General features: G+C 68.6%; 18 protein-coding genes and 1 tRNA gene. 13 read left to right on the forward strand and 6 right to left on the reverse strand.

The features are described 5' to 3' along the window. Nucleotides 1-30: 30 nt before the first annotated feature. A complete protein-coding gene (locus ON45_RS10710; RefSeq protein ID WP_040493795.1) occupies nt 31-825 on the reverse strand; it encodes a hypothetical protein in 795 nt (264 codons plus the stop codon). A 203-nt stretch (nt 826-1,028) separates the two neighbouring features. Between ON45_RS10710 and ON45_RS10730 the strand changes: the two genes are divergently transcribed. From ON45_RS10730 to ON45_RS10740, 3 genes are all read left to right on the forward strand, one after another. Then, complete coding sequence (locus ON45_RS10730; protein ID WP_158412340.1) at nt 1,029-5,198, forward strand: FtsK/SpoIIIE domain-containing protein; 4,170 nt, start codon at nt 1,029-1,031, stop codon at nt 5,196-5,198. Between the two features lie 93 nt (nt 5,199-5,291). Beyond that, nucleotides 5,292-5,834, forward strand: coding sequence for a sigma-70 family RNA polymerase sigma factor (locus ON45_RS10735; protein ID WP_085946535.1), 543 nt, complete (start codon nt 5,292-5,294; stop codon nt 5,832-5,834). A 15-nt stretch (nt 5,835-5,849) separates the two neighbouring features. Further along, a complete protein-coding gene (locus tag ON45_RS10740; protein ID WP_040493800.1) occupies nt 5,850-8,090 on the forward strand; it encodes a hypothetical protein in 2,241 nt (746 codons plus the stop codon). Between the two features lie 73 nt (nt 8,091-8,163). Here ON45_RS10740 and ON45_RS10745 read toward each other — a convergent pair whose 3' ends face one another. The 3 genes from ON45_RS10745 to ON45_RS10755 all read right to left on the reverse strand — a co-directional run bounded on the left by ON45_RS10745 (nt 8,164) and on the right by ON45_RS10755 (nt 9,904). Further along, nucleotides 8,164-8,613, reverse strand: coding sequence for an Hsp20/alpha crystallin family protein (locus tag ON45_RS10745; RefSeq protein WP_040493801.1), 450 nt, complete (start codon nt 8,611-8,613; stop codon nt 8,164-8,166). A 140-nt stretch (nt 8,614-8,753) separates the two neighbouring features. Next, on the reverse strand, nt 8,754-9,179 hold the full coding sequence (locus ON45_RS10750) for an ArsI/CadI family heavy metal resistance metalloenzyme (protein WP_040493802.1): 426 nt from the start codon (nt 9,177-9,179) through the stop codon (nt 8,754-8,756). Nucleotides 9,180-9,241: 62 nt separating this feature from the next. Next, nucleotides 9,242-9,904, reverse strand: coding sequence for a Crp/Fnr family transcriptional regulator (locus ON45_RS10755; RefSeq protein WP_040493803.1), 663 nt, complete (start codon nt 9,902-9,904; stop codon nt 9,242-9,244). A gap of 31 nt (nt 9,905-9,935) precedes the next feature. On the opposite strand from ON45_RS10755, the gene ON45_RS10760 reads away from it, so the two are divergent. Genes ON45_RS10760 through rlmB form a run of 3 tightly spaced genes read left to right on the forward strand, consistent with a single transcriptional unit; the run spans nt 9,936 to nt 12,120 of the window. After that, nucleotides 9,936-10,682 carry an IspD/TarI family cytidylyltransferase gene (locus tag ON45_RS10760; protein ID WP_206537686.1) on the forward strand — a complete coding sequence of 249 codons (747 nt, stop codon included), beginning with the start codon at nt 9,936-9,938 and terminating at the stop codon, nt 10,680-10,682. Beyond that, nucleotides 10,679-11,185, forward strand: a complete 507-nt coding sequence (ispF, locus tag ON45_RS10765; RefSeq protein ID WP_040493804.1) for a 2-C-methyl-D-erythritol 2,4-cyclodiphosphate synthase — start codon at nt 10,679-10,681, stop codon at nt 11,183-11,185. Before ON45_RS10760 ends, ispF begins: the two co-directional genes overlap by 4 nt. Beyond that, nucleotides 11,182-12,120: a 23S rRNA (guanosine(2251)-2'-O)-methyltransferase RlmB gene (rlmB, locus tag ON45_RS10770; protein ID WP_051062889.1), complete on the forward strand. Its 939-nt coding sequence runs from the start codon at nt 11,182-11,184 to the stop codon at nt 12,118-12,120. The genes ispF and rlmB overlap by 4 nt, the downstream gene beginning before the upstream one ends. A 7-nt stretch (nt 12,121-12,127) precedes the next feature. Here the strand turns inward: rlmB and thpR are convergent, their stop codons facing one another. Beyond that, nucleotides 12,128-12,634: an RNA 2',3'-cyclic phosphodiesterase gene (gene thpR, locus ON45_RS10775; protein WP_040493805.1), complete on the reverse strand. Its 507-nt coding sequence runs from the start codon at nt 12,632-12,634 to the stop codon at nt 12,128-12,130. Between the two features lie 173 nt (nt 12,635-12,807). On the opposite strand from thpR, the gene ON45_RS10780 reads away from it, so the two are divergent. After that, a tRNA-Thr gene (locus ON45_RS10780) sits at nt 12,808-12,883 on the forward strand. A 3-nt stretch (nt 12,884-12,886) separates the two neighbouring features. Here the strand turns inward: ON45_RS10780 and ON45_RS22700 are convergent. Continuing rightward, complete coding sequence (locus tag ON45_RS22700; RefSeq protein WP_148288639.1) at nt 12,887-13,126, reverse strand: hypothetical protein; 240 nt, start codon at nt 13,124-13,126, stop codon at nt 12,887-12,889. A gap of 172 nt (nt 13,127-13,298) precedes the next feature. On the opposite strand from ON45_RS22700, the gene ON45_RS10785 reads away from it, so the two are divergent. The 6 genes from ON45_RS10785 to ON45_RS10810 all read left to right on the forward strand — a co-directional run. Next, nucleotides 13,299-16,223: a helix-turn-helix transcriptional regulator gene (locus ON45_RS10785; protein WP_051062890.1), complete on the forward strand. Its 2,925-nt coding sequence runs from the start codon at nt 13,299-13,301 to the stop codon at nt 16,221-16,223. A gap of 66 nt (nt 16,224-16,289) precedes the next feature. Then, on the forward strand, nt 16,290-16,493 hold the full coding sequence (locus ON45_RS10790; protein WP_148288640.1) for a hypothetical protein: 204 nt from the start codon (nt 16,290-16,292) through the stop codon (nt 16,491-16,493). Between the two features lie 17 nt (nt 16,494-16,510). Continuing rightward, nucleotides 16,511-18,220, forward strand: coding sequence for a serine hydrolase (locus ON45_RS10795; RefSeq protein ID WP_051062891.1), 1,710 nt, complete (start codon nt 16,511-16,513; stop codon nt 18,218-18,220). A 97-nt stretch (nt 18,221-18,317) separates the two neighbouring features. After that, complete coding sequence (locus tag ON45_RS10800) at nt 18,318-18,647, forward strand: serine hydrolase (protein ID WP_040493807.1); 330 nt, start codon at nt 18,318-18,320, stop codon at nt 18,645-18,647. Between the two features lie 207 nt (nt 18,648-18,854). Next, nucleotides 18,855-20,087 carry a serine hydrolase domain-containing protein gene (locus ON45_RS10805; protein WP_051062892.1) on the forward strand — a complete coding sequence of 411 codons (1,233 nt, stop codon included), beginning with the start codon at nt 18,855-18,857 and terminating at the stop codon, nt 20,085-20,087. Continuing rightward, a partial coding sequence (locus ON45_RS10810; protein ID WP_040493808.1) for a hypothetical protein occupies nt 20,084-21,273 on the forward strand: 1,190 nt, incomplete at its 3' end. The genes ON45_RS10805 and ON45_RS10810, both read left to right, overlap by 4 nt.

A 21,273-nucleotide genomic window follows, 5' to 3' on the forward strand; every position in this document is an offset into this window, starting at 1 on the left:
TGAACCATCCGGTGTCAGACACCGGATGGTTCAGGCGACGGCGAGGGGGTCGGACCAGTCGTCCCAGTCGGGTCCGAGTGCTCGGCGGATCCGGCGGGTCGCGGCGTCGCGCCGGTTGCGGATCGTGCGGACCGTCACGCGGCATTCGGTCGCGGCTCGGGTGGGACCGCCCGCCGCGGCGATGTTCCGGATCACGGCGAGATCGGAGGCGCGGACGCCGGCGCGGTCGGCGGCCCGCAAGGTCGCCGCGAGTGCCACCATCGGATCGGTCGGAGTCGTCGGAGCCGCGTGATCGCACATCATCGTCTCGGGTACGGGAACTTCGGCGGTGGTGGCCATCCTGCGGGTGTCGCGACGGAACCCGACCCACAGTGCGTCCGCGATGAGTGCCGGGGCCACGTGACGGCGTCGGCGGTCGACGTCGAACCGGCGGATCGCGATCCATGCCGCGCCGATCGCGACGTCGGTCGGATCGCCACCCGGTGCGTGGCGCCTCCATCGGCGTGACCGGCTGATCAACCCGGGAAGCATTCGCTGGAGGACGATCCTGCCGGCGAGTTCGTCCGTGCGTGCCAACTCGACGAGGCGACCGAGGATGGCGTCGCAACTCGCCGAGGTCGCCGGGTCCATCGGTTGGGTTGCCGCCACCAGGTCGTCGAGCGAACCGACGGAGCGGGTCACCCTTTCGAACGAATCGTCGCCACTCCATCGCCGCACCCGGCGAATCGTTGCCGGACGGTGCCGGAGTCGGATCCACTCGCGGTCCAGTTCGGTGAGCAGGCGAGTGGTGTGGCGGTGGCGGGCTTGCGTCGGTGTCGATGGCATGGGACGACCATCGCGACGACCCCTCACCGCAGGCCTCACAGCTCGCCCACCGCCGGACGAATTCTCGTCTCACCGCCGTTCACCGAGGCTCGGCCGGTGCTCACAACACCAGGTCAGCGCCGCTTTCGCGTGAACGGCACGGAACCCGTCCGGGCGACGAGAATCGTTTCCCCTTCGGCCCGGTCGCGACCCCGTGGAAGGTCGTGGCCCGATCACCGCTTCCTCCGCTCGACATCGTCGGGCCCGACGGCGCGCCGCTGACCGTGCGCTCGATCGAACCGGCCGACACCGTCGACGGTCTCGCACAGCGACTGGACGTCGATGCACTCTGGACGGGTCGAGCACTGGAGCCGAACGAGCGGCTGTCCGCCATCGACGACCTCCGGATCGGGACCCATCTCCGCGCGAGCGCACCCGACCGCTCGGAGGTGGAGTCGGGAGATGACGAGGCGTCCGGGGGTGACCTCGAGGTGGCGGTCGTGGCCGGGCCGGCCGTGACGACGTGGCACCGACTCGGCGTCGGCCGTCACCTCGTCGGGAGGTCGCCTCATGCCGGTGTTCGCATCGATGATCCGTCGGTCGAACTCCACCATGCGCTGCTCACGATCGGCGTCGATGGCGCCGCGAACGTCACTCAGCTGAGCGGGCCCGTCCCGATCCGAGTGGGCACGACGCCATGGGAGGGAGCGGTCGACGAGAGCGGCGAGACGTTGATCTCGATCGGCGCGAGTCGGCTCTGCCTCCGGCGGCTCTCGACGGCGGCGTCCAGCGAGATCGGCACGACGTCGGGTGGGTCGCTCGCTCCGCACCCGACCGACCCGTGGCGACGGCTGGTCCGCCGCGCCCCGCACGCGCCGGAGAAGTGGAACGCCCCATCACTGACCGCACCACTCGCCCCGCCCGAACCGCAACGGCCCTCCCTCACGGGTCTCATCGGCACCGCCGTCACCGCCGCGGGAGCGGTCGTCATCGCGACTGTGATGGGCAACCCGATGTTCATGTTGTTCGCGGCCATGGGCGTCGTCGCCGCCGTGACGACCTCCCTTGCCGGCTCGGTCACGGCGCGACGCAGACGGACACGGCTGCGCGCACGTCACGCAGAGGAGCTCGCGGTGTTCGCGGCAGGGATCGACGCGATGCGCGACCGTCGCGCGGAGTACCACCGCCGGGTGCACCGGACGATCGCCGAAACGCTCGACGAGGCGACCGCCGGGGGAACGCAGCTGTGGCAGCGTCGGCTGGAAGGCGAGCTGCGCGGGGTGGTCGGCACGGGCACGTCTCGCTGGAGCCCACCGATCGAGGTCGCCGATCGCGGCACGCTCGACAGCGCCCTGCTCAGCCGAATCGAGGGCTGCGCCAAGCTCCGCGACGCCGCCGCGCCGATCTCGATCCGGCCAGCCGATGCGGTCGCGTTCCACGGCCCGCTCGGCTCGGCGCGGTCGATCGCGCGGTCGATCATCGTGCAGTTCGCAACGTGGGCAGGACCCGCCGATTGGCAGCTGGTCGTGATCTCTCGCGATCGCGAGGCGTGGAGCTGGTCCGACTGGCTCCCGCACGGAGCGCTCGACCGGCGCTCCCTCATCGTCGTCGACGCGGAGCCGGGGATCTCGGAGGAGCAGCTGCTCGCCGTCTCCCTCGAGTCGATCGACACGTCGCGGTTCACCGTGGTCGTCACCGACGTGCCGGACTCGTACGCCGTGCGGACCGGACCGCTGCGACGGTTCCTCTCGATCGCGAGCGCGGCATCGCTGGTCGTCGTGGACACCGATGCCACCGTCCCGGCGATCTGTCGCCGCGTGCTCACGGTCGGCGCGGCCGGGTCGGCCTCGTGGAGCGGCGAGCTGGTCGAAGCCGACGAGACCGTCGGGATCGCGTTCGCCGGCGTGTCGATCACGACGGCCGACCGTGCGGCGCGGGCGTTGGCGCACCTCGTCGATCCGGAGGACGATGGGGGAGCGGGCGGCGGAGTGCCGGCGGACGTGTCGCTCGGTGAGCTGCTGTCGGAACCGTCGGCGGAGTCGATCGCGCAGCGATGGTGCGAGGGAGGCGCCGACCCCGCTCCCGCGGCTCCGCTCGGAATGTCGGCCGACGGGCGGGTGGACATCGACCTCGTACGTGACGGTCCGCACGGTCTGATCGCCGGCACCACCGGTGCGGGCAAGAGCGAGCTGCTGCGGTCGCTCGTCCTCGGTCTCGCGGCGTCGGTCGGACCCGAACACCTGAGCTTCGTGCTCGTCGATTACAAGGGTGGGTCGACGTTCGATGCGTGCGTCGACCTGCCGCACACCGTCGGCCTGGTGACCGATCTCGACGAGGGTCTGGCCGAACGTGCGCTCATGAGCCTCGACGCCGAACTCCACCGCCGAGAGCGGATCCTGCGGTCGGTCGGTGCCTCCGATCTGACCGCGTATCGCGCGCAGGCGGACGACGGATCCGAGCCGATCGCGCGGCTCGTCGTGGTGATCGACGAGTTCGCGGCACTCGCCACGGACTTGCCCGACTTCCTGAAGGCACTGGTCGGAATCGCACAGCGCGGGCGCAGCCTCGGCGTCCACCTCCTGCTCGCGACGCAGCGGCCGGCCGGAGTCGTGAACGATGACATCCGCGCGAACACGAACCTGCGGCTCGCGCTCCGGCTGCACGACAAGTCCGACGCTGTGGACGTGGTCGGCGACGACCTCCCCGCCACGTTCGCGCGGGGTCTCCCCGGTCGCGCCGCACTCCGCCTCGGCCCCGACGAACTGATGGTCTTCCAGACGGCCCACTGCACCGGGCGCGCCGCTGCGTGCGCCGCGACCGACGGCATCGTCGTCGAACGTCCGACGACGGGAACGTCGGGGGGTGTGGCTGTCGACGAAACTGTCGCCCACCCCGACGAACGCACGGAGCTCGACGTGGTCGTCGGTGCGATCGTCGAGGCAGCGCACGATCTCGGTGTCGGAGCGGCGCATCGACCGTGGATCGATCCGCTCCCGTTCCCGTTGCCGCTGGCGGATCTCGATGACGGCGGCTCGTCGAGCGCGCAGGCGATCGGATACATCGACGATCCCGCGCACCAGTGCCGCGCACCGTTGACATGGCAGCCGGCCGATGGGAGCCTCGCCCTGATCGGGTCGGTGGGATCAGGCGTGACCTCGACCCTGATCGCGTTGGCCGCCGCGACCTGCGGGGCGTACCGGCCGGACCGGCTGCACCTCTACGTCGTGGACGGACGCGGCGACGACGGGCTGCGCGCACTCGCTTCGCTCGCGCATTGTGGCGGCGTCGTGCGCCTGACCGAGGACGAGCGCCTGCATCGGCTGCTGAGGCGGGTCGTCGATGCCATCGATCAGCGGATGGGAACCGATGCCCTGGTCGGCTCGGGTCTGCCCGAGATCGTGGTGATGATCGACGGGTACGGATCGCTGCGCGCGTCGCTCGGCGGGATCGAACGTCAGGCGACGCTCGACCTGCTGCAGAGAGTCGTCAACGACGGTCCCGCCGTCGGTGTCGCGCTGGTGATCGCCGACGAGGCGGGAACGGCGATCTCGATGGTGTCCGTTGCGCACCGCTGGCTGTTCCACCTGGACGATCCGAGCGCGGCACGGGGGCTCGGGTTGAAGGCGGTCCCGGTGGCGCCCGGGAGGCCGGGCCGGTTGCGCATCGTCGGAACGGGGCTCGAAGCGCAGATCGCACAAGGTGCGCCGGGACTGGCCTCGCTCCCGTCACGCGAGGACAATGTGGCTGGCGCTCCTTCGTCGATCTCGGCGCTCCCGGAGCGCGTGCGGGTGGGCGAGATCCCGTCGCCACGAGCAATCGAATCCGTCGGCACGCGATGCGTCCAGCTCGGCGTTGCCGCGGATGATCTCGAGGTGGCCGGTATCGAACTCGTCGATGGTGACCACGTGCTCGTCGTCGGTGGTCCCCGCTCCGGGGTGTCGTCCGCGCTGGCACGCGTCGCCGCCGGGTGGGAGGCGGCGATGTCCTCCCGGGGGTTCCCGTACCGCGTGGTGCACCTCGATCGCCGTGTATCCGTCGATGCCGGGGTGATCGAGGCAGTCGTGTCGGACACGTCGACCCGGTGCGCGCTCGTGATCGACGATGCCCATCGCGTCCACGATCCCGGAGCGTTCGCCGCGATCGCCGGGGGAGATCACCCCCACGTGACGATCATCGCCGGTGGCCGTGCCGACGCGGTGCGCACCGGGTACGGGCACTGGACGCGTGAGGTCGCGAAGGGTCGCTGTGGGATCGTGATGGCCTCGCGTGGCGACCCCGACGGCGACATCCTGGGCGTCCAGATCCCGCGACGCCCGCTCGTCGCCGCTCGTGCGGGCCTGGCCTGGATCGTCGACGCCGGCCCACTCCGCCAAGTACAGATCGCCCTCGAGTAGACGGCAGCGTGCGTCGGTGACCGACACCGACGCACATTCTTCGGGAACGAGGGAACCGATCCGGGTGCGTGTGCGTTTGTGATCGTGAGCGCGATGACCAAAGATGCGTCGGTGACCTCGGATGACGAGACCCGACCGGAACGTCATCTGGTGGCCGTCGACGGCTTCGACGACTTCTTCGCGGAACATCACGATCGGATCGTCCGCTCGTTGTGCCTCGTACTGGGCGACGTCCATCTCGGTCGGGACGCCGCGTCGGAGGGCTTCGCGAGAGCGCTGCAACGATGGGGCCGGGTGGGTTCGTACGAGAACCCGGCCGGATGGATCTACCGCGTCGGTTTGAACTGGGCGCGTTCGCGGCGGCGCAGGACCGTGCGGGAGATCCCCGAGTTCTCGGCGTCGGAGTCTCGTTCGAGCGATGGGGCCGTCGCTGCCGAGACGAGCGACCGGGATCTCCGCATCCTTCCCGCGCTCCGACGGCTGTCCGTCGACCATCGCGCCGTCGTGGTGGCGCGGTACTACCTGGACTACTCCGAGCAGCAGATCGCCACCGCCCTCGACATTCGACCCGGCACCGTGAAGAGCCGTCTGAGCCGTGCGCTCGAGCGGCTCGCCGACGACCTCGGAACCGCCTGACCCAAGGAGCCTGACATGGAATCCGACGATACGAACGAATCCGACGACTCGAACGTTCCCGGCTCGCTGGCCCGGGAGATCGAGCTCATCGCGGATGATCTCCCGGTCGGCGATGCGAGCGCGATGCTGGCCTCGGTTCACGCAGCAGCGAAGCGGCGTCGGCGTCGCCGGAACGCGGTCCTCGGACTGGCCGCAGCGGCCACGTTGCTCGTGACCGGCGTCGTGGTCGCTCAGTTCATGAGTGGGAACTCCGGCGACGACATGATCGTGAGCGCGCCGGTCACCGAACCCGTCGACACCGAACCCGTCGACACGGAGCCGACCGACACCGAACCCGTCGACACCGAACCGACCTCCACCGAGCCGGTCTCGCCCGAGTCGAGTCTCGTTCCGATCGCCGGCGAGGGGCCCGATGTCCAGTCCGACCAGGTCGCCGTGGTCGACGGCGTGGGGACCGAGGTGATTCCATCCGCCGTCAGCGTCGTGTCCGACCCGGAGGCGTCCACGACCGGAGGCGATCAGAACGAACTGTTCCCCTGGAAGGACGGTGTGCTGGCGATCCGCACCACGTATCCGCCACAGCCGCTGCCCGGCGAGTTGCCGACGGACGTGGTCGACGCCTTTCCGCCGGAGGTGCAGGAGCTGTTCCCCGACGGGCTTCCCCCGACGATCGACGAAGCCATCGAGATCCTGCAGGAGGCGGACCTGCTCGACGAGGTGACACAGATTCTCTCGGAGAACGCCGCAGTGTCGGACGCGATCTACTCGCAGCCCTCCGAGGGTCCTGTCCGAACCGTGCGCTCCAGCCCCGACGGCGTCGAGTGGACCGACATCGACTCTGCCTTCCCGGCGACGAGCGACGGTTGGTACGCGGCGAGCACGGGCGAGCGTTTCGTCTTCGTCCGGAACGTCACCGGCCCGGACGAGGCGCCCGATGCGGCTGCAGGGGGCACTCCTTTCTCGAACCCGGTTGCCATCGAGGTCCACTCGTCGACGAACCTCGTCGACTGGTCGGTGCAGACGGTTCCCGTTCCCGAGCGACCCGCCGACCTCGACCCACGGATCCCGTTCGAGGTCTTCGCCCACTCGCTCGCTGCAACCGATTCCGGATTCGTCGTCGCGGTCGATGCGTCGGCCCACCTCGACTATGTCGAACTCCTCGAGCCCGAGGTGCGGGACCGGATCCAGTCCGGCAGCGGCGGGTACTCGATGGATCAAGGCGCGGAAGGTGTGTCGATCGGCATCTACGAGAGCGAGAGTGGTGAGCTCGCGGAGACGCTCACGTTCACCTGGGCCGAGCTCGGGTTCGACTCCCCTCAGCCGATCGATGGGATGAGCGACGTCATCCACTATGCCGGCACGTGGGACGGTGCGCCTGCGGTTGCGACCGGCGACTCGCAAGGCTGGCTCGACGTGCGCGCCGTGGGCGACGTGTTCGTCCGACTGGGGCCGGACCCGCAGTGGTCCATCGACGGGGTGGAGTGGACACCGGTCGAGGGACTCGACGATGGCATCGTCGAGGCGGCCATCGAAACGAGCACCGGCGTCGCCGTGCGGACATCGCAACGCGACGGTACGCAGAGCACCTATGTCGGAGAAGATCTCATGTCGGGTGAGTGGACGCCGCTGTCCCTTCCGGAGCTCCCCGACGGCTTGTCGAGTGAGGTGTTCGGATCCGGTGCGTTCCTGCTCTCGGACTACGGCGAGGAGGCGTACCAGGATCCGTATGCCGACGCGATCGGGTCCGTCCAGACCGCCGAGGTCGATGGGTACGAGTATCGACACGAGAGCCTGCACGGGACCGCCGCCGACGGCAGCGACTGGGTGGAGACGTACACGTTGACTGACATCGCGACCGGCGAGGTCGTCGCGACCGAGACGGGCGATCCGTCGAGTCCGGACGGGCCGTTCGAGTACCTCGACTACCAGGCTGACTTCGGAAACGGCCTCCGCATTCTCGACCCCGAGTCCGGCGATGCGCTGGTCACGATGTCGTACGACGAACTCACCCACCAGATCATCGACGCCGACGGAACGCTCGTCGACCCTGCGGAGTTCGAGCCCCCGGATCCAACCGCCCAGATGATGATGTCGCCGGAGTACTGGATTCTGGCGTCGGTCCCCGACGGCTGGCTCGTGCAGAACGTGTCCGACGGCGGCACCCCCGACCGCTATCCCAGCTCGGTGGTGTCGTTCGGCGACGGGGCGCTCGTCGCGTGGGGGAACGGCGAGATCTCACGGGTCACCGCCACCTGACATTCCGGTGGTTCGCTCCGAACGCGACACGAGCGCCCGACCGGAGTCGGACGCTCGCGCGTGGGGGGAGGCTTCAGCTGGCGTCGGCGGTGGTCTCGATCGCCGGAGCGGTCGATGGCGAACCGGTGCCGATGCTGATCTTGCGGGGCTGTGCCTTCTCGGCAACCGGGATCCGCAGGCTCAGCACACCGTCGGTGTAATCGGCTTCGATCGCGTCGGCGTCGAGTCCGTCGCCGAGGGTGACCTGGCGCCGGAACGTGCCGCTGCGCCGTTCGGCGAGGTAGGTCTGATCTCCCTCGCGGCGCTGCCAGGAGCGCTCGCCGGTGACGGTGAGCACGTTGCGCTCGACGGACACGTCGAGGCTGTCGGCGGCCACGCCGGGGAGATCGAGATGAACCCAGATGTCGCTGTCACGACGGTATGCATCCATCGGCATGGCGGTCGTCGCCGGGCTCGAGGAGCGTCCGGTGAACTGATCGAAGAGGGAGTCGATGTCACGGAAGGGGCTGTTCATGACGAGCATGGGTGGTCTCCTTTGCGTTGTCGTCGGGATCGTGGTGATGGTGACTGTTCCTTGCCACCCGAGGATCGCTCCCCGGATGACAAAGAACATGATAGTCAACGACTCAAGATCTTGACAACCACATGCTCAAGATTTCTTCCCTAGCTGCAGCAGGTGGTGCCGGCGGTGACGATCTCGTTCTCGAGTTGCTCGGCGTCGCCGGTCTTGACGTACCACTCCCAGCGGGCATCGTCGGGGGACTTCACCCACGTCTCGACCTTTTCGGCGAAGCAGCAGATGGTGTCGTCGATGCCGGTGGTCTCGAGACCTGCTCCGCTGATGCGGGCTTCGGCGGCGACGACCTGGGCGGCCTCTTCGGTTTCGACTCCGAGGTGGTTCAGGTGGAGGAAGTCGGCTCCCGCGCCGGCATCGGCGTTCTCGAAGAGGACCAGCTTCAGTGGGGGGTCGACGATCGCGAAGTTCGCGTAGCCCGGCCGAACCTTGGCCGGGGTGGCGTCGAACATCTTGGAGTAGAAGTCGATCGCTTCGTCGAGGTCGGTGACGTTGAGTGCAAGTTGTAGGCGCATGCCGACATCGTACTCGTCATATCGACGAACATCAATATGAAACCGGAAATGTGTGTTTCAGGTCAGCGGGCGCGGAGTTCCAGGCGGTCGCGTTGGACGATTCGATAGGTCCGGTCCTGCTGCTCGAGCCAGCCGAGCCGGATGAAGCTGGCGATCGCCTTGTTGACGCGTTCGCGGGAGGCGCCGACCATGCCGGCGAGTTCCTCCTGGGTCACCGGGAGGGTGAAATGGTCCTCGCCGTCGGCAAGTTCGAGGAGTCGCTTCGCCGTGCGACCGGTCACGTCGAGGAACACGGAGTCGGCGAGCGCTTCGTCGGTCACGCGGATGCGCTGCGCGAGCAGGCGGGTGACGTTCCACAGCAATTTCGGGTGCTCGTCGAACATCGACAACACGGGTTCGAACGGAATCTCGAGCAGCGTCGTCGGCTCGAGCGCCCGGGCCATGGCCGAGCGCGGGCCGTCGTCGAGCATTCCCATCTCACCGAACAGGTCGTCGGGCTCCATGAGTGCCACGACGCTCTCGCGTCGGTCGATCGGATTCGCGATCGCGATCGCCATCCGACCCCGGAGTACGAGGTAGAGCGCGTTGGGCGGATCGCCTTCGTTGAACAGGACATCACCGCGGATCAGATGCCGCTCGTGGCCTGCCGCGGCTACGGCGCGGAGTGCTTCAGGGTGCGCATCGGCGAAGAAGTCGGTGCGGGAGAGGATCTCTTCATGGGCCATGACCTGCGTCACGGTACTACCCTCACGCAGCGTGAGTCGCGCCCAGAGCCCAGGTGGGCCCCGATCGTCCTCGGACGCACGCGAAACGGGCGTCGATGCCGGTGACACCGGAATCGTGTGGACCGTCGTCGTCGGTGGGGGCAGTGGAAGTCGGTTCGGTGGTCCGAAGCAATACGAACCGTTGGATTCCCGGCGCGTGATCGACGTCTCGCGCGAGGTCGCCGAGGGTTGCACCGACGGAGTGGTCGTCGTCGTACCGGCCGAGGACGCGCAGCGCGAAGGCGGCGTCGCCGGGGGAGTGACGCGCAGTGCATCGGTGCGTTCGGGTCTCGCCGCGGTGCCGGAGAACGCCGACGTGATCTGTGTCCACGACGCCGCGCGACCGTTGGCGTCGGCGGCGATCTACCAGCGGGTCGTCGATGCCGTGGTCGCCGGCGCGGACGCCGCGATTCCGGCGATTCCGGTGACCGACACGATCAAGGTCCTGGATCGCGCGGTTTCCGTCGCGGACGGAGACCTGCTGGGGTCCGTCGTGGAGACGCCCGACCGCTCGCGGCTCGTCGCCGTGCAGACGCCTCAGGCGTTCCGCGCGTCACGGCTCCGAGCCGCGCACGCGAACGAAACGGACGCGACGGACGATGCGGCGTTGGTCGAGGCGATGGGCGGACGGGTGGTGGTCGTGCGCGGTGAGGTGGCAAACCTCAAGATCACCGAACCAGACGACCTCGAGTGGGCACGTCGCCACGTGGCGCGCTCTTCCGCCGGTGGTGACGGATGAGTCCCGCCGATCTCCGCGTCGGTCAGGGCTTCGATGTCCATCGGTTCACCGACGATCCCGAGCGCGTGCTCGTCCTCGCCGGTTGCCAGTTCGACGGTGAGCGCGGTCTCGAGGGACACAGCGACGCCGATGTCGTGGCGCACGCCTGCAGTGACGCCCTGCTCGGAGCGGCCGGGCTCGGTGACATCGGAATGCACTTTCCCGACACCGACCCGACGTGGGCCGGCGCCGATTCGCTCAGCCTGCTGCGCCACGTGATGTCGCTGCTCGCCGGCGACGGGTGGGGGGTCGCGAACATCGACTGTGCGGTGGTGTGTGAGCGGCCGAAGCTGGCGCCCCGGCGCGATGAGATGCAGCACAACTTGACCGAGATCGTCGGAGCGCCGGTGTCGATCAAGGGCAACCGGGCGGAGCAACTGGGAGCGATCGGTCGTGGTGAGGGGATCGTGTGTTTCGCGACCGCCCTCCTCGTCCGCGAGACCACAGGAACGGAGTCATCATGAGCAAGCAGGGCAAGCGGAACTCGGGCGGAGGATCGAGGGGAGGCGGTCGCGGCGGTCAGAGTCGTGGTGGCGCATCTCGTTCGACAGGCGGGCGCGGTGACGGCCAACGTCAGAGCGGCTCACGCCGCGGGGGCGGCCGCGGCGCGGACCGACCGAAGGGGTCGGCCGGAGCACCGAAGGGGCTCGGTGGTCGTCAGGTCGAGGGTCGCCAGGCGGTGCGCGAGATGTTGATCGCCGGGCGGCGCAAGGTCCACGAGATCTGGATCAGTTCCGAGCTCGAGGGTGATCCGGGAGTCGATGACATCGTGACGATCGCCAACGCCCAGCGGGTGCACATCGTGTACGTGGCGAAGGGTCGGTTGGACAAGGAGGCTCGGAGCGAGGCTCCGCAGGGTGTGCTGGCGACCGCCGCGGAACTGCCCGAGGCCGATCTCGGCGACCTGCTGCGCGGCGACGGTTCCACGCCACCGTTCCTGGTGGCCGTCGACGGCGTGACCGACCCGGGCAATCTCGGTGCGATCGTGCGCAGTTGCGACGGCGCCGGAGTGACCGGGGTGCTCCTTCCTCGCCACCGCGCCGTTCACGTCACGCCGACCGTCGCGAAAGCGGCCGCCGGTGCGGTGGAGTTCGTTCCGATCGCGCTCGTCCCCGGGCTTCCGGCCGTGCTCAAGCAGATGAAGGAGCACGGGATCTGGATCGTCGGGCTCGACGACGCGGCCGACACCGACCTGTTCGAACTGGGCGACCTGGCTGCCGAACCGATCTGTCTCGTCCTCGGAGCGGAGGGTGCCGGGTTGTCGCGTCTGGTCCGGGAGCGCTGCGACTCGATCGTGTCGATCCCGATGCTGGGCGGTGTCAGCTCGTTGAATGTCTCGGCCGCCGCCGCGCTGTCGACCTATCAGGTCACGCAGATCCGGTCGCGCCAGCCCGGCTGATCCGACCTCAGCTGTCGGCGCGTGTCGGCCAGGTCGCGAGCGTCTCGTACCGCGCGCCGTCGGGCGTCAAGGTGCTGGCGACCAGCGCGATCTCGTCGACCTCGAACGAGGCGTCGAATCTGCGGCCCGCGCTGCGCGCCGGACGGGCGTTTTTCGAGAGACGCGCCACCGTGAGATGGCCGAGGAACCGCTTGCGTTCCGCCTCGGTCCCGAGACCACGCGTTGCGGATGCAACGTCGGCAGCGAGGTCGTCCACGCCGGCGACCGGAACGATCAGCGAGCGTTCTGTCGGCAGATCGAACGACGGACCGAGCACAGCGGTCGTCCGCGAGTAGTGGTGTTCACCGAGGGCGTCGATCACCTCGTCCTCGTCGGCGTTGCCGAGGAACCGCAGCGTGATGTGCAGGTTCTCGTTCGGCACCCAACGGACTCCGGGATCGCGCGGGCGCTCGATGGTGTCGAGCGCATCGATGACGTCGTCAGGAGGCCAGACGGCCACGAACAGCCGGCTCACTGCGGCGCCACCGCGTCACTCGTGGGTGGGGAGAGATGAACTCGGCCCGGACCCGAGGATTGCTGTGAAGCGACGCATCCGGCGTGACCATAGTGGGTGGGCGTCACCGACAGACGCCGGCATGGGGCGACGATCGAGGCTCTGGCGGACACGCCGGTATTCTGACCTGCCCCGCCGGGTTAGCTCAGTTGGTAGAGCACTTGACTTGTAATCATGTGGTCGCGAGTTCGACTCTCGCACCCGGCTCCACGATCAACCGAGCTTCCGGCTCCGACTCCGTTGCGCGTACCGGGCAGGGTCGGTGAACGGCACGTCGAACGGAGCGGTGGTCGTCGCCGCGTCGAACGCTCGAACCTTGAGAACGATGGCGTCGCAGGTGTCGAACGACTCGAGCACGAAAAGTACGTCGATGTCGGCGTGTTCCATCGGCGACGACGCCGGGGAACTCGACGCACTGGCGTACACCTCGCTGAGCGGTGTCAGTTGCCTCAACTGCCTCGTTCGCTCTCGTCGCGTCGCTCGCGCGTGAAATCCCTTTGCGACGTACTGTTGCCGCCTATATAGTGCAACTTGCACTACACGCGATGCCCCGGGCCGGTGACTGCCGGTTGCGAGAGAACAGCCCCGCGCGCTGCGGGTCGAAGGACGGCCAACGGAGGGGATCATGAAGAAGCAGAAGATCATCCGTCGCCGAGCCGGTTCGGACGTACGAGCCGAACCTCGCTGTGGCCGATCCGTACGTCTGGAAGCCGAAGTGGAGGTGAACGAACGCCATGGCCCACGGCTGCTGGAGCGTGAAGGGGAGTTGGCCACCCTCGAGAAGCTGGTCGCCGAGGCCGCTGCCGGTGACGCCAGGGTGGGGCTCATCGAGGGCGCCGCCGGGATCGGCAAGTCGCGGCTGCTGGCGGAATCCCGCTACCTCGGCGCAGCAGCCGGCATGCGGATCCTGCGGGCGCGCGGGGGTGAGCTGGAGCGGGAGTTCGCTTTCGGTGTCGTGCGGCAGCTCTTCGAACCCGCGCTCACCTGGCGCGGCCCCGATGCCGACTGTGCCGACGGCGCCTCGATCTTCGCCGGTGCGGCCCACGCATCGCGTGCTGTCTTCGCGCCCAGCCCGGACACCGATGACGACGTCACCGACCACTCGTTCGCATCCATCCACGGCCTGTACTGGCTGACGGTCAACCTGGCCGACAGCCCGCTGCTCATCACCATCGACGACCTGCACTGGTGCGACCACGCCTCGCTGCGGTTCATCGCCTACCTCGTACGCCGGTTGGAGGGGTTGCCCGTGCTCGTGATGGCCAGCATCCGGGCGTCGCAGATGGACGCCGCATTCGCTGGCGAGATCGCCAGCGATCCGCTCACTGTGACCATCCGACCCCGTCCGCTGAGCCCCGACTCCGTGGCGACCCTGGTGGACGAACGTCTCGGTCAGGACGCGGCACCGACCTTCTCGGCCGCCTGCCACACCGCCACCGGCGGCAATCCGCTCCTGCTCGACGAGCTGCTCAGGGCCCTCGCCGTCGACGTCGTGCGGCCCATCGCGGAAAACGTCGGGGTGGTCGCCGACCTTGGCCCCGCTGCCGTCTCGCGCTCGGTGCTCCTGCGACTGAGGCGGACGTCGCGGGACGCGATCGCCGTGGCCTATGCGGCGGCCGTGTTGGGTGATGGCGCCGACCTCGGGACCGTCGCTGCGTTCGCCGGCCTGACGATCGACCAGGCGTCGAGCGCGACGACCGAGCTCGTGGGAGCGGAGATCCTGCAATCGGAGGTGTCGGCTTCGTTCGTGCACCCGCTCGTCGGCGCGGCCATCGCCGGCGACCTGCCACCGATCAGACGGGCCGCCCGCCACGAGGAGGCGGCCCGGCTCCTGACCGCCGCCGGTGCACCGCCCGAACAGATCGCGGCCCACTTGACGATGGTGCCGCCGCATGGCGACGCCGGCGTCGTCAGCACGTTGCAACGAGCGGCCACGGCTGCGCTTCGCAAGGGTGCGGCCGAGCATGCGGTCGGGTTCCTCACCCGCGCCCTGGTCGAGCCGCCGCCGCCCGAGCGACGCGTGGACATCCTGTTGGAGCTGGGCCGGGCCGAGATGCTGACCGACGGTTCGGCGGCGGCAGAACACCTGGCCGAGGCCTACGACATGCTCGACGACCCCCTGGCTCGAGCGACGACGGCCCAAGCGCTGGCCAGAGTGGTGTTGCTCACCGGGCATCCCGACGAGGGGGCGTCCGTCGTGCGAGCCGCGATCGCTGAGCTGCCGAGTGAGATGGTCGACGTCAGGTTCGCACTCCAGGCCTTCGAGTCCCTCGCCGTCCTGTTCGGCGCCGAAGACGGCGACGCCATGCAACGCCTCACCGAGCGCCGGACGCCCCCGGCGGCGACGGACGGCGTCGGCGCAAAGATGCTGGCAGCGATCGCGGCCCAGCTCTGGATGTACGAGAACGGGCCGAGCGACGCGTGCTCTGAGCTCTCGTTGGCCGCCCTGGTCGGCGGTGACCTCATCGCCGCCGACAACGGCCTCCTGGCCACGTGCGCGATCACGAACCTGACGTTCGCCGATCGCCCGGAGGCGATCGAGATGTGGGAGCTGGCCCGTGTCGAAGCGCACGGTCACGGCTCGCTGGCTGCGATCGCCCCACTCGACCTGTGGTTCGGCCACACGCTGCTGCGCCGGGGTGATTTGGCCGACGCCGAGGCGTCGTTGCGGTGCGCCCTCGACAACGTGCGTTCGTGGGGATACGGCCGCAACCAAGTGCAGATCTACGCCGACGCGTTCCTGTCGGTCGCCCGGCGTGAGCAGGGAGATCTCACCGGTGCCCGCATCGCCCTCGAGCGGAGCGCCGACGAGGGCGGTCACGACGACGGTGCTCGATACTGGTCGAACAGCCACATCGAGCTTCTGCTCGATGAACGCCGCTACGACGACGCGCTCCATGCCGTCGACGACTACGTCGCACGCTTCGGTGCGGTGATCCGCAACCCGATGGACGCACCATGGCGATCGCACAAAGCCGTCGTCCTGCACCACCTCGACCGTGACGACGAGGCGCGACCACTCGTCGAGGACGAGCTGGTGTTGGCCCGCGAATGGGGGGCACCGGGGACCGTGGCCCGGTCGTTGCGTGCGCTGGCACTCGTTTCGCCGGGTGATGAGCTGGCCCATCTGCGCGAGGCGGTCGCGATCGTCGACGGATCACCGGCGCGTCTGGAGGCGGCGAAGTCGTTCACGGAGCTGGGCAGGGCTTTGCGTCGGTCCGGGCAGCCGAGCGCAGCGCGCGCACCACTGCAGCGCGCTCTCGAGCTGGCGGTGGCGTGCGGGGCAACTCCGGTCGAGGCCAGCGCCCGCTTCGACCTGTACGCCGCTGGTGGGCGGCCCCGCCCCAAGACGTTGACCGGTGTCGGGTCACTGACGGCCACTGAGCGCCGCGTCGCCGATCTCGCCGCCGCCGGTGACGCCAACCGGGAGATCGCCCAGACGCTCTTCGTGACCCCGAAGACCGTCGAAGCTCACCTCAGCAGCGTCTACCGCAAGCTCGGGATCCGTTCGCGTCGCGAGCTGCCAGCGGCTTTGGCCACGACCGACTGACGTTGGGGGGTCCGTTGAGGGTCACCCCGGATGCGACCGAGGGCCGCCAGGTGGATCATGGCCGTCATGGACGACGACCCGGTGCTGATCCATCTGGACCTGACGCGTGCCGGCGACTCGCTGACCGGCCACGCTCGGAACGACCAGGGCACGACGCGACCGTTCTCCGGACGCCTCGGTCTGCTCGCCGCGCTCGACGCCCTGGTCGCCGAGGCCGAGACGCAACTCCCGGGGGCAGACCATCCCGGCCCCACGAAGAGCACACCCTGAAGAACCAGGAACACACCATGACGAACGAGGAGCACACCATGACGAATGTCGAGCGATCGCCGCGGACGAGAAGCACCGTGACGGCTCGGACGCGTGCTGCGCGCGTCGTGGCGCTGGGGGCGGTGGCGCTCCTGGTCGTCGCGTGCAGCTCCGACGACGACAACACCAGCGAGGAGTCGACCACGACGATGGCGTCGACCTCGTCCACCTCGACCTCGGCCACATCGGCCGCGACCCAGCCGACCACGACGCCGGCCGAGGACACCGGCGGCGACACCATTGCGAGCGGGGCCACGCGAGCTCAGGTGATGGCAGCGCTCCCGCAGATCGACGGCTTGGTGGAGTCGGAGATGCAGCGGTCCGAGGTGCCCGGCATCGCTGTGGCCGTCGTGCACGACGACGAGGTCATCTTCGCTGAGGGTTACGGGGTACGCGAGGTCGGCACGCAGGATCAGGTCTCGCCGGAGACGGTGTTCCAGCTGGCCTCGCTGTCCAAGCCGATCTCGGCGACCGCAGTGGCCCGGCTCGTCTCGAAGGACGTCATCGAATGGGACGAACCCGTGCACTCCCATGCCCCCGACCTCGTCCTCAGCGATCCGTGGGTCACGGACCACGTCACCTTCGCCGACCTGTACTCGCACCGCAGTGGGTTGCCCGGCCAGGCCGGAAACGCATTGGAGACGATCGGCTTCACACGCGACGAGATCCTGGCCCGGTTGCGGTACGTCCCGCTCGACCCGTTCCGCGACACGTACTCGTACTCGAACTTCGGCCTGACCGCCGCTGGTGACGCCGCGGCAAAGGCGGCCGGCGTCAGCTTCGAGGACTTGATGGACGAGCTCTTCGACCTGGCGGGAATGACGGCGAGCAGCGCTCGCTACGCCGACTTCGAGGCGCAGCCCGACCGCGCCACCCTCCACAACATCGTCGACGACGAGTGGGTCCCTGGCCCGACCCGCAACCCGGATGCGCAGGGCCCGGCCGGTGGCATCAGCTCGTCGCTGAACGACGTCGCCAGCTGGGCGAGGCTGCAGCTCGGCGCCGGCACGCTCGACGGAGTGGAGATCGTCGGTGAGGAAGCCTTGGCTGCCACGCACGCCCCGCACATCATGAACCGCCCCGCAGAGACCTACGACGGTCAGAATGGGTCGTACGGGCTCGGGTGGACGGTCGCCACCGATCACCTCGGCCAGCTCCGCTGGGCCCACTCCGGAGCGTTTTCCCATGGCGCCCACACCAGCGTCACCCTGCTCCCGGAATCGGAGCTCGGGGTCGTCGTGCTCAGCAACGCCATGCCGGTCGGCTCGGCCGAGGCCATCACCGACCAGATCATCGACCAGATCGTCGTCGGGGAGCAGACCCAGGACTGGGCCGGGGTGTGGAGCGCCCGCTACAGCAACCTCTTCGTCGCCGACGAAACGTTGGAAGAGCTGCCGGTTCCAGCGACCCCGGCCCTCCCCGACGACGCATACGTCGGCTCCTACGCCAACGACTACTACGGGACGTTCGAGGTCATCGCTGACGGCGACGGGCTCGCCGTCGTCCAGGGGCCGACCGGCGCAGAGTTCGCGCTGACGCACTGGGACGCCAACACCTTCACGTGGATCTCGGATCCTGAACTCCCCGAGCTCCGCTCGCGGTTCGAGTTCACCGTCGACCCCGACGGTCGAGCGACGGCCATCACCATCCCTGCCGCCGCCGGGCTGGGGACCCTGCAACGTGTGTGAGTCGGACAGGGGCGACGTGTGCCGGCGCTGACGCGACGACAGCTACTGGCCGCACGCACCGTCGCATCGGCGGCAACGGTGCTGGCCACGGCCTGTGATGATCTCCACGCTGGCCGATCTCCGCGCGTGGGGCCAGCACCTCGTCGACGGATCGCTGTTGTCGCCCGCGCTGCAGGCCCGACGACTGCAGTTCCACCGCTTCGACGGTTCGCCGATCAACGCCGGCTATGGCCTCGGGATCCTGAACGTCAACGAGTTCGTCGGCCACAACGGCGCCATCTTCGGGTACAGCTCGGTCGTGCTCACGCGTCCGCAGACCGGGACCCAGCTGGCGTTCGTGGCAAAGGAGTCGACGACCTCGAGCCGGCCGGCGTTCGACGTGGCGTTGGCCATGATCGCCGAGCTGTATCCCGACCAGGTCCGCTGACGCGTTCGGCGATGCCGGTGAGCACTCGGAACCGTGGAGGCGAGGGGATGATGAGCCCGCCGGAGTTCATGAAGGTCGGGAACCCTCGGACCGGCGCCCACGTCTGGGGGTCCGTCGAGGGTCTCCCCGGATGCGCCGAGGGTCCGACAGGTGGATCATGACGGTCATGGACAACGAACCCGGTACTGACCGATCTGGACCTGCGCGATGAACGACTTCGCACGCAAGTTCGCGGTGGGCGCTCCGATTGCTCTCCTGCTGGCCGCCTCCGTGTCGTGCAGCGACGACGGCATCGAGTCGGCGCAGTCGTCGACGACGGTGTCCGTACCCTCTGACGCGGCGTCCGACGCGGCGTCGGAGTCCACGGCGCCATCGCCGGACTACGGCGCGAGGCTGCATGAACGAATCGAGCAGCAGATGGCCGAGGACGGGACCCCGGGCGCCGTGGTCCTGATCCGAAGCGAGGAGCGTGGTGACTGGTCTGCTGCGTTCGGAACGCGGCAAGTCGGAGTCGACGACCCGGTGACCGTGGATGACGTGTTCCGAGTGGGCGACGTGACGGCGGTGATGACGGCGACGGTCCTGTTGCGGCTGCACGAGCAGGGCAAGCTGTCGTTGAGCGATCCGGTCAGCCGCTACGTCGACGGAGTTCCGGGCGGTGACGAGATCACGCTGCGCCAGCTCGTCGACTTCGAGGGCGGGCTGATCGACTATCAGCAGGTGCCGGAGTTTCAGGCGGCCTACGCAGCGGACCCACAGCGGGTGTTCGATCCGCAGGAACTGCTCGATCTGGCGTTCTCGGCCGAGGAGCTGCCGATCGACTTCGAGGCGTGGTCGCGGACGAACTGGATCGTGCTGGGACTGGTGATCGAGGAGGTGACCGGCAAGCCGGCGGCCGACGCGTTCGCCGACGAGCTGTTCGAGCCCTTGGAGCTGGAGCACATCGGGCTCGCCGATCCCTCGGGATCGCTGCCCGAACCCCACGCCAGCGGATATGTCCGAGGGCCCGATGCCTTCGGTGGCGTCGTGCTCCCCGAGGCGGAGCAGCCGGCGGGCGCACTCGAGGCGACCGACCACACCAACGACAGTGCGTCGTCGGCATGGACGGCGAGCGGGGCCTATGCGACCGCAGACGATCTGGCGACCTTCTTCCGGGCCGCGGTGGCCGGAAACCTGTTGTCGGACGAAACGCGAGCGGTGTGGGACGAGATGGACAGCCTCGGCTACGACCAGCCCGACACCGTGCAGTTTCGGTTCGGCCTGGCCCGCGATGACGGGTACCTCTTCTACAGCGGCGTGACACCAGGCTTCAACGCCGTGGCCGCATACAACCCCGACCGCGACGAGACCGTCGTGGTGTTGACCAACTCGATGTGGACGGCGGGCGGCAACGCGCCCGTTGCCGGAATCTACGAAACCATCAGAAAGGCACTGCGATGATCTCCATGGTGCGCCGATTGGCGCTCGGGCTGCTGGCCAGCAGTCTGCTCACCGTTCTCCTGGTCGTCAGCGCTCCAGGCGCCGCTCAGGCCTTCCCCCGCCTGTTCTGGCTCCACAACGTGACGCCGTACACGCTGCAGATCGCCAAGTTCCAGAACAATGTGCCCGAGTACTCCCATCTCGAGGCGCCTCGACCCGGGACCATCCTCGAACCCGGACAGATGCTCGAGTTCCGACTCGACGAGATGCGTCTCAGCGCCTCCGATGGTCCGCATGTCGACTACCACTTCGACGTGCTCGATGACAACGATGCATCGTTCGGGAGCTTCTGGGCGTCGATGTTCTGGGGACCGAGCTACGGGCGCAGTAGTCGCGGTGAGTTCACCGCCCGCCCGTCTGGCATGACCCTGGAGTTCGCGGACCAGGACATCTACATCTACGACAAGAAGGGCGAGGTCGACATCAGCAAACTCAGCGTCGACCGCCAAGCCGACTTCGTGGGCAACATGTGCGACAGCGACCGGGCGACCTGCTTGTACTCCGAGACCGGGGCTCGCAAGCCGGCCTCCAGCGAGGAGCGCGACTTGATCGCCCCGGTCGAGAACTTCACGTGCGCGGAGATCAAGAAGGACCTCAAGATGGACGACAAGCGGACCTTGGAGAACGCATGGGGGGTCGAGGTGTGGGCCAAGGGCGGCGTCAAGGGGAGCTTCGAGGCCGGGATCAAGTTGAAGTACAGCGGCAAGTATGTGACGTCGAGCAGTTTCGAGCAGTCGACCGGGTTCGAGGTTCCGCCGCGCTACCGCGGGAGGTGGCTGTCGACGGTGCCCGCATGGCGCTACACCGGCGACTACTCCATCGTCGCATCCGATGGACCGGGGACCGTGTGGACGATCAAGGGCGTCACCGTCGACACCCCACACCCGGACGGCTTCACGGCGCAGCAGACGAGGGGTGCTCCCATCCTCCCCAGCTCGAGAGCGGTCGTCGAGAAGATCGATCCCACCACGATGGGCAGCAGGAAGTTCCCCGACTGCCCGAGCCACTTGGACGCAGCACCCGCGCCGGACACGGTCGACATCGAGCCGGAGTCGGCCGAGCCCGATCAGGTCACACCCGGCGACGCCGAACCTCCAGCGACGACCGCCACGACCGAACAGCCCGACGTCGGTGAGGACGACACCCC

Origin of the sequence: Ilumatobacter nonamiensis YM16-303 (genome assembly GCF_000350145.1) — a bacterium.
Lineage (GTDB): Bacteria > Actinomycetota > Acidimicrobiia > Acidimicrobiales > Ilumatobacteraceae > Ilumatobacter_A > Ilumatobacter_A nonamiensis.

Excerpts from the sequence above, each read along its gene's own strand:
- ispF (WP_040493804.1), top strand. The coding sequence starts at position 10,679 with ATGAGTCCCGCCGATCTCCGCGTCGGTCAGGGCTTCGATGTCCATCGG.
- ON45_RS10795 (WP_051062891.1), top strand. The coding sequence starts at position 16,511 with ATGACGAACGAGGAGCACACCATGACGAATGTCGAGCGATCGCCGCGG.
- rlmB (WP_051062889.1), top strand. The coding sequence starts at position 11,182 with ATGAGCAAGCAGGGCAAGCGGAACTCGGGCGGAGGATCGAGGGGAGGC.
- ON45_RS10740 (WP_040493800.1), top strand. The coding sequence starts at position 5,850 with ATGGAATCCGACGATACGAACGAATCCGACGACTCGAACGTTCCCGGC.
- ON45_RS10745 (WP_040493801.1), bottom strand. The coding sequence starts at position 8,613 with ATGCTCGTCATGAACAGCCCCTTCCGTGACATCGACTCCCTCTTCGAT.
- ON45_RS10785 (WP_051062890.1), top strand. The coding sequence starts at position 13,299 with ATGAAGAAGCAGAAGATCATCCGTCGCCGAGCCGGTTCGGACGTACGA.
- ON45_RS10800 (WP_040493807.1), top strand. The coding sequence starts at position 18,318 with ATGATCTCCACGCTGGCCGATCTCCGCGCGTGGGGCCAGCACCTCGTC.
- ON45_RS10755 (WP_040493803.1), bottom strand. The coding sequence starts at position 9,904 with ATGGCCCATGAAGAGATCCTCTCCCGCACCGACTTCTTCGCCGATGCG.
- ON45_RS10735 (WP_085946535.1), top strand. The coding sequence starts at position 5,292 with ATGACCAAAGATGCGTCGGTGACCTCGGATGACGAGACCCGACCGGAA.
- ON45_RS10750 (WP_040493802.1), bottom strand. The coding sequence starts at position 9,179 with ATGCGCCTACAACTTGCACTCAACGTCACCGACCTCGACGAAGCGATC.
- ON45_RS10790 (WP_148288640.1), top strand. The coding sequence starts at position 16,290 with ATGGACGACGACCCGGTGCTGATCCATCTGGACCTGACGCGTGCCGGC.
- ON45_RS10710 (WP_040493795.1), bottom strand. The coding sequence starts at position 825 with ATGCCATCGACACCGACGCAAGCCCGCCACCGCCACACCACTCGCCTG.
- ON45_RS10805 (WP_051062892.1), top strand. The coding sequence starts at position 18,855 with ATGAACGACTTCGCACGCAAGTTCGCGGTGGGCGCTCCGATTGCTCTC.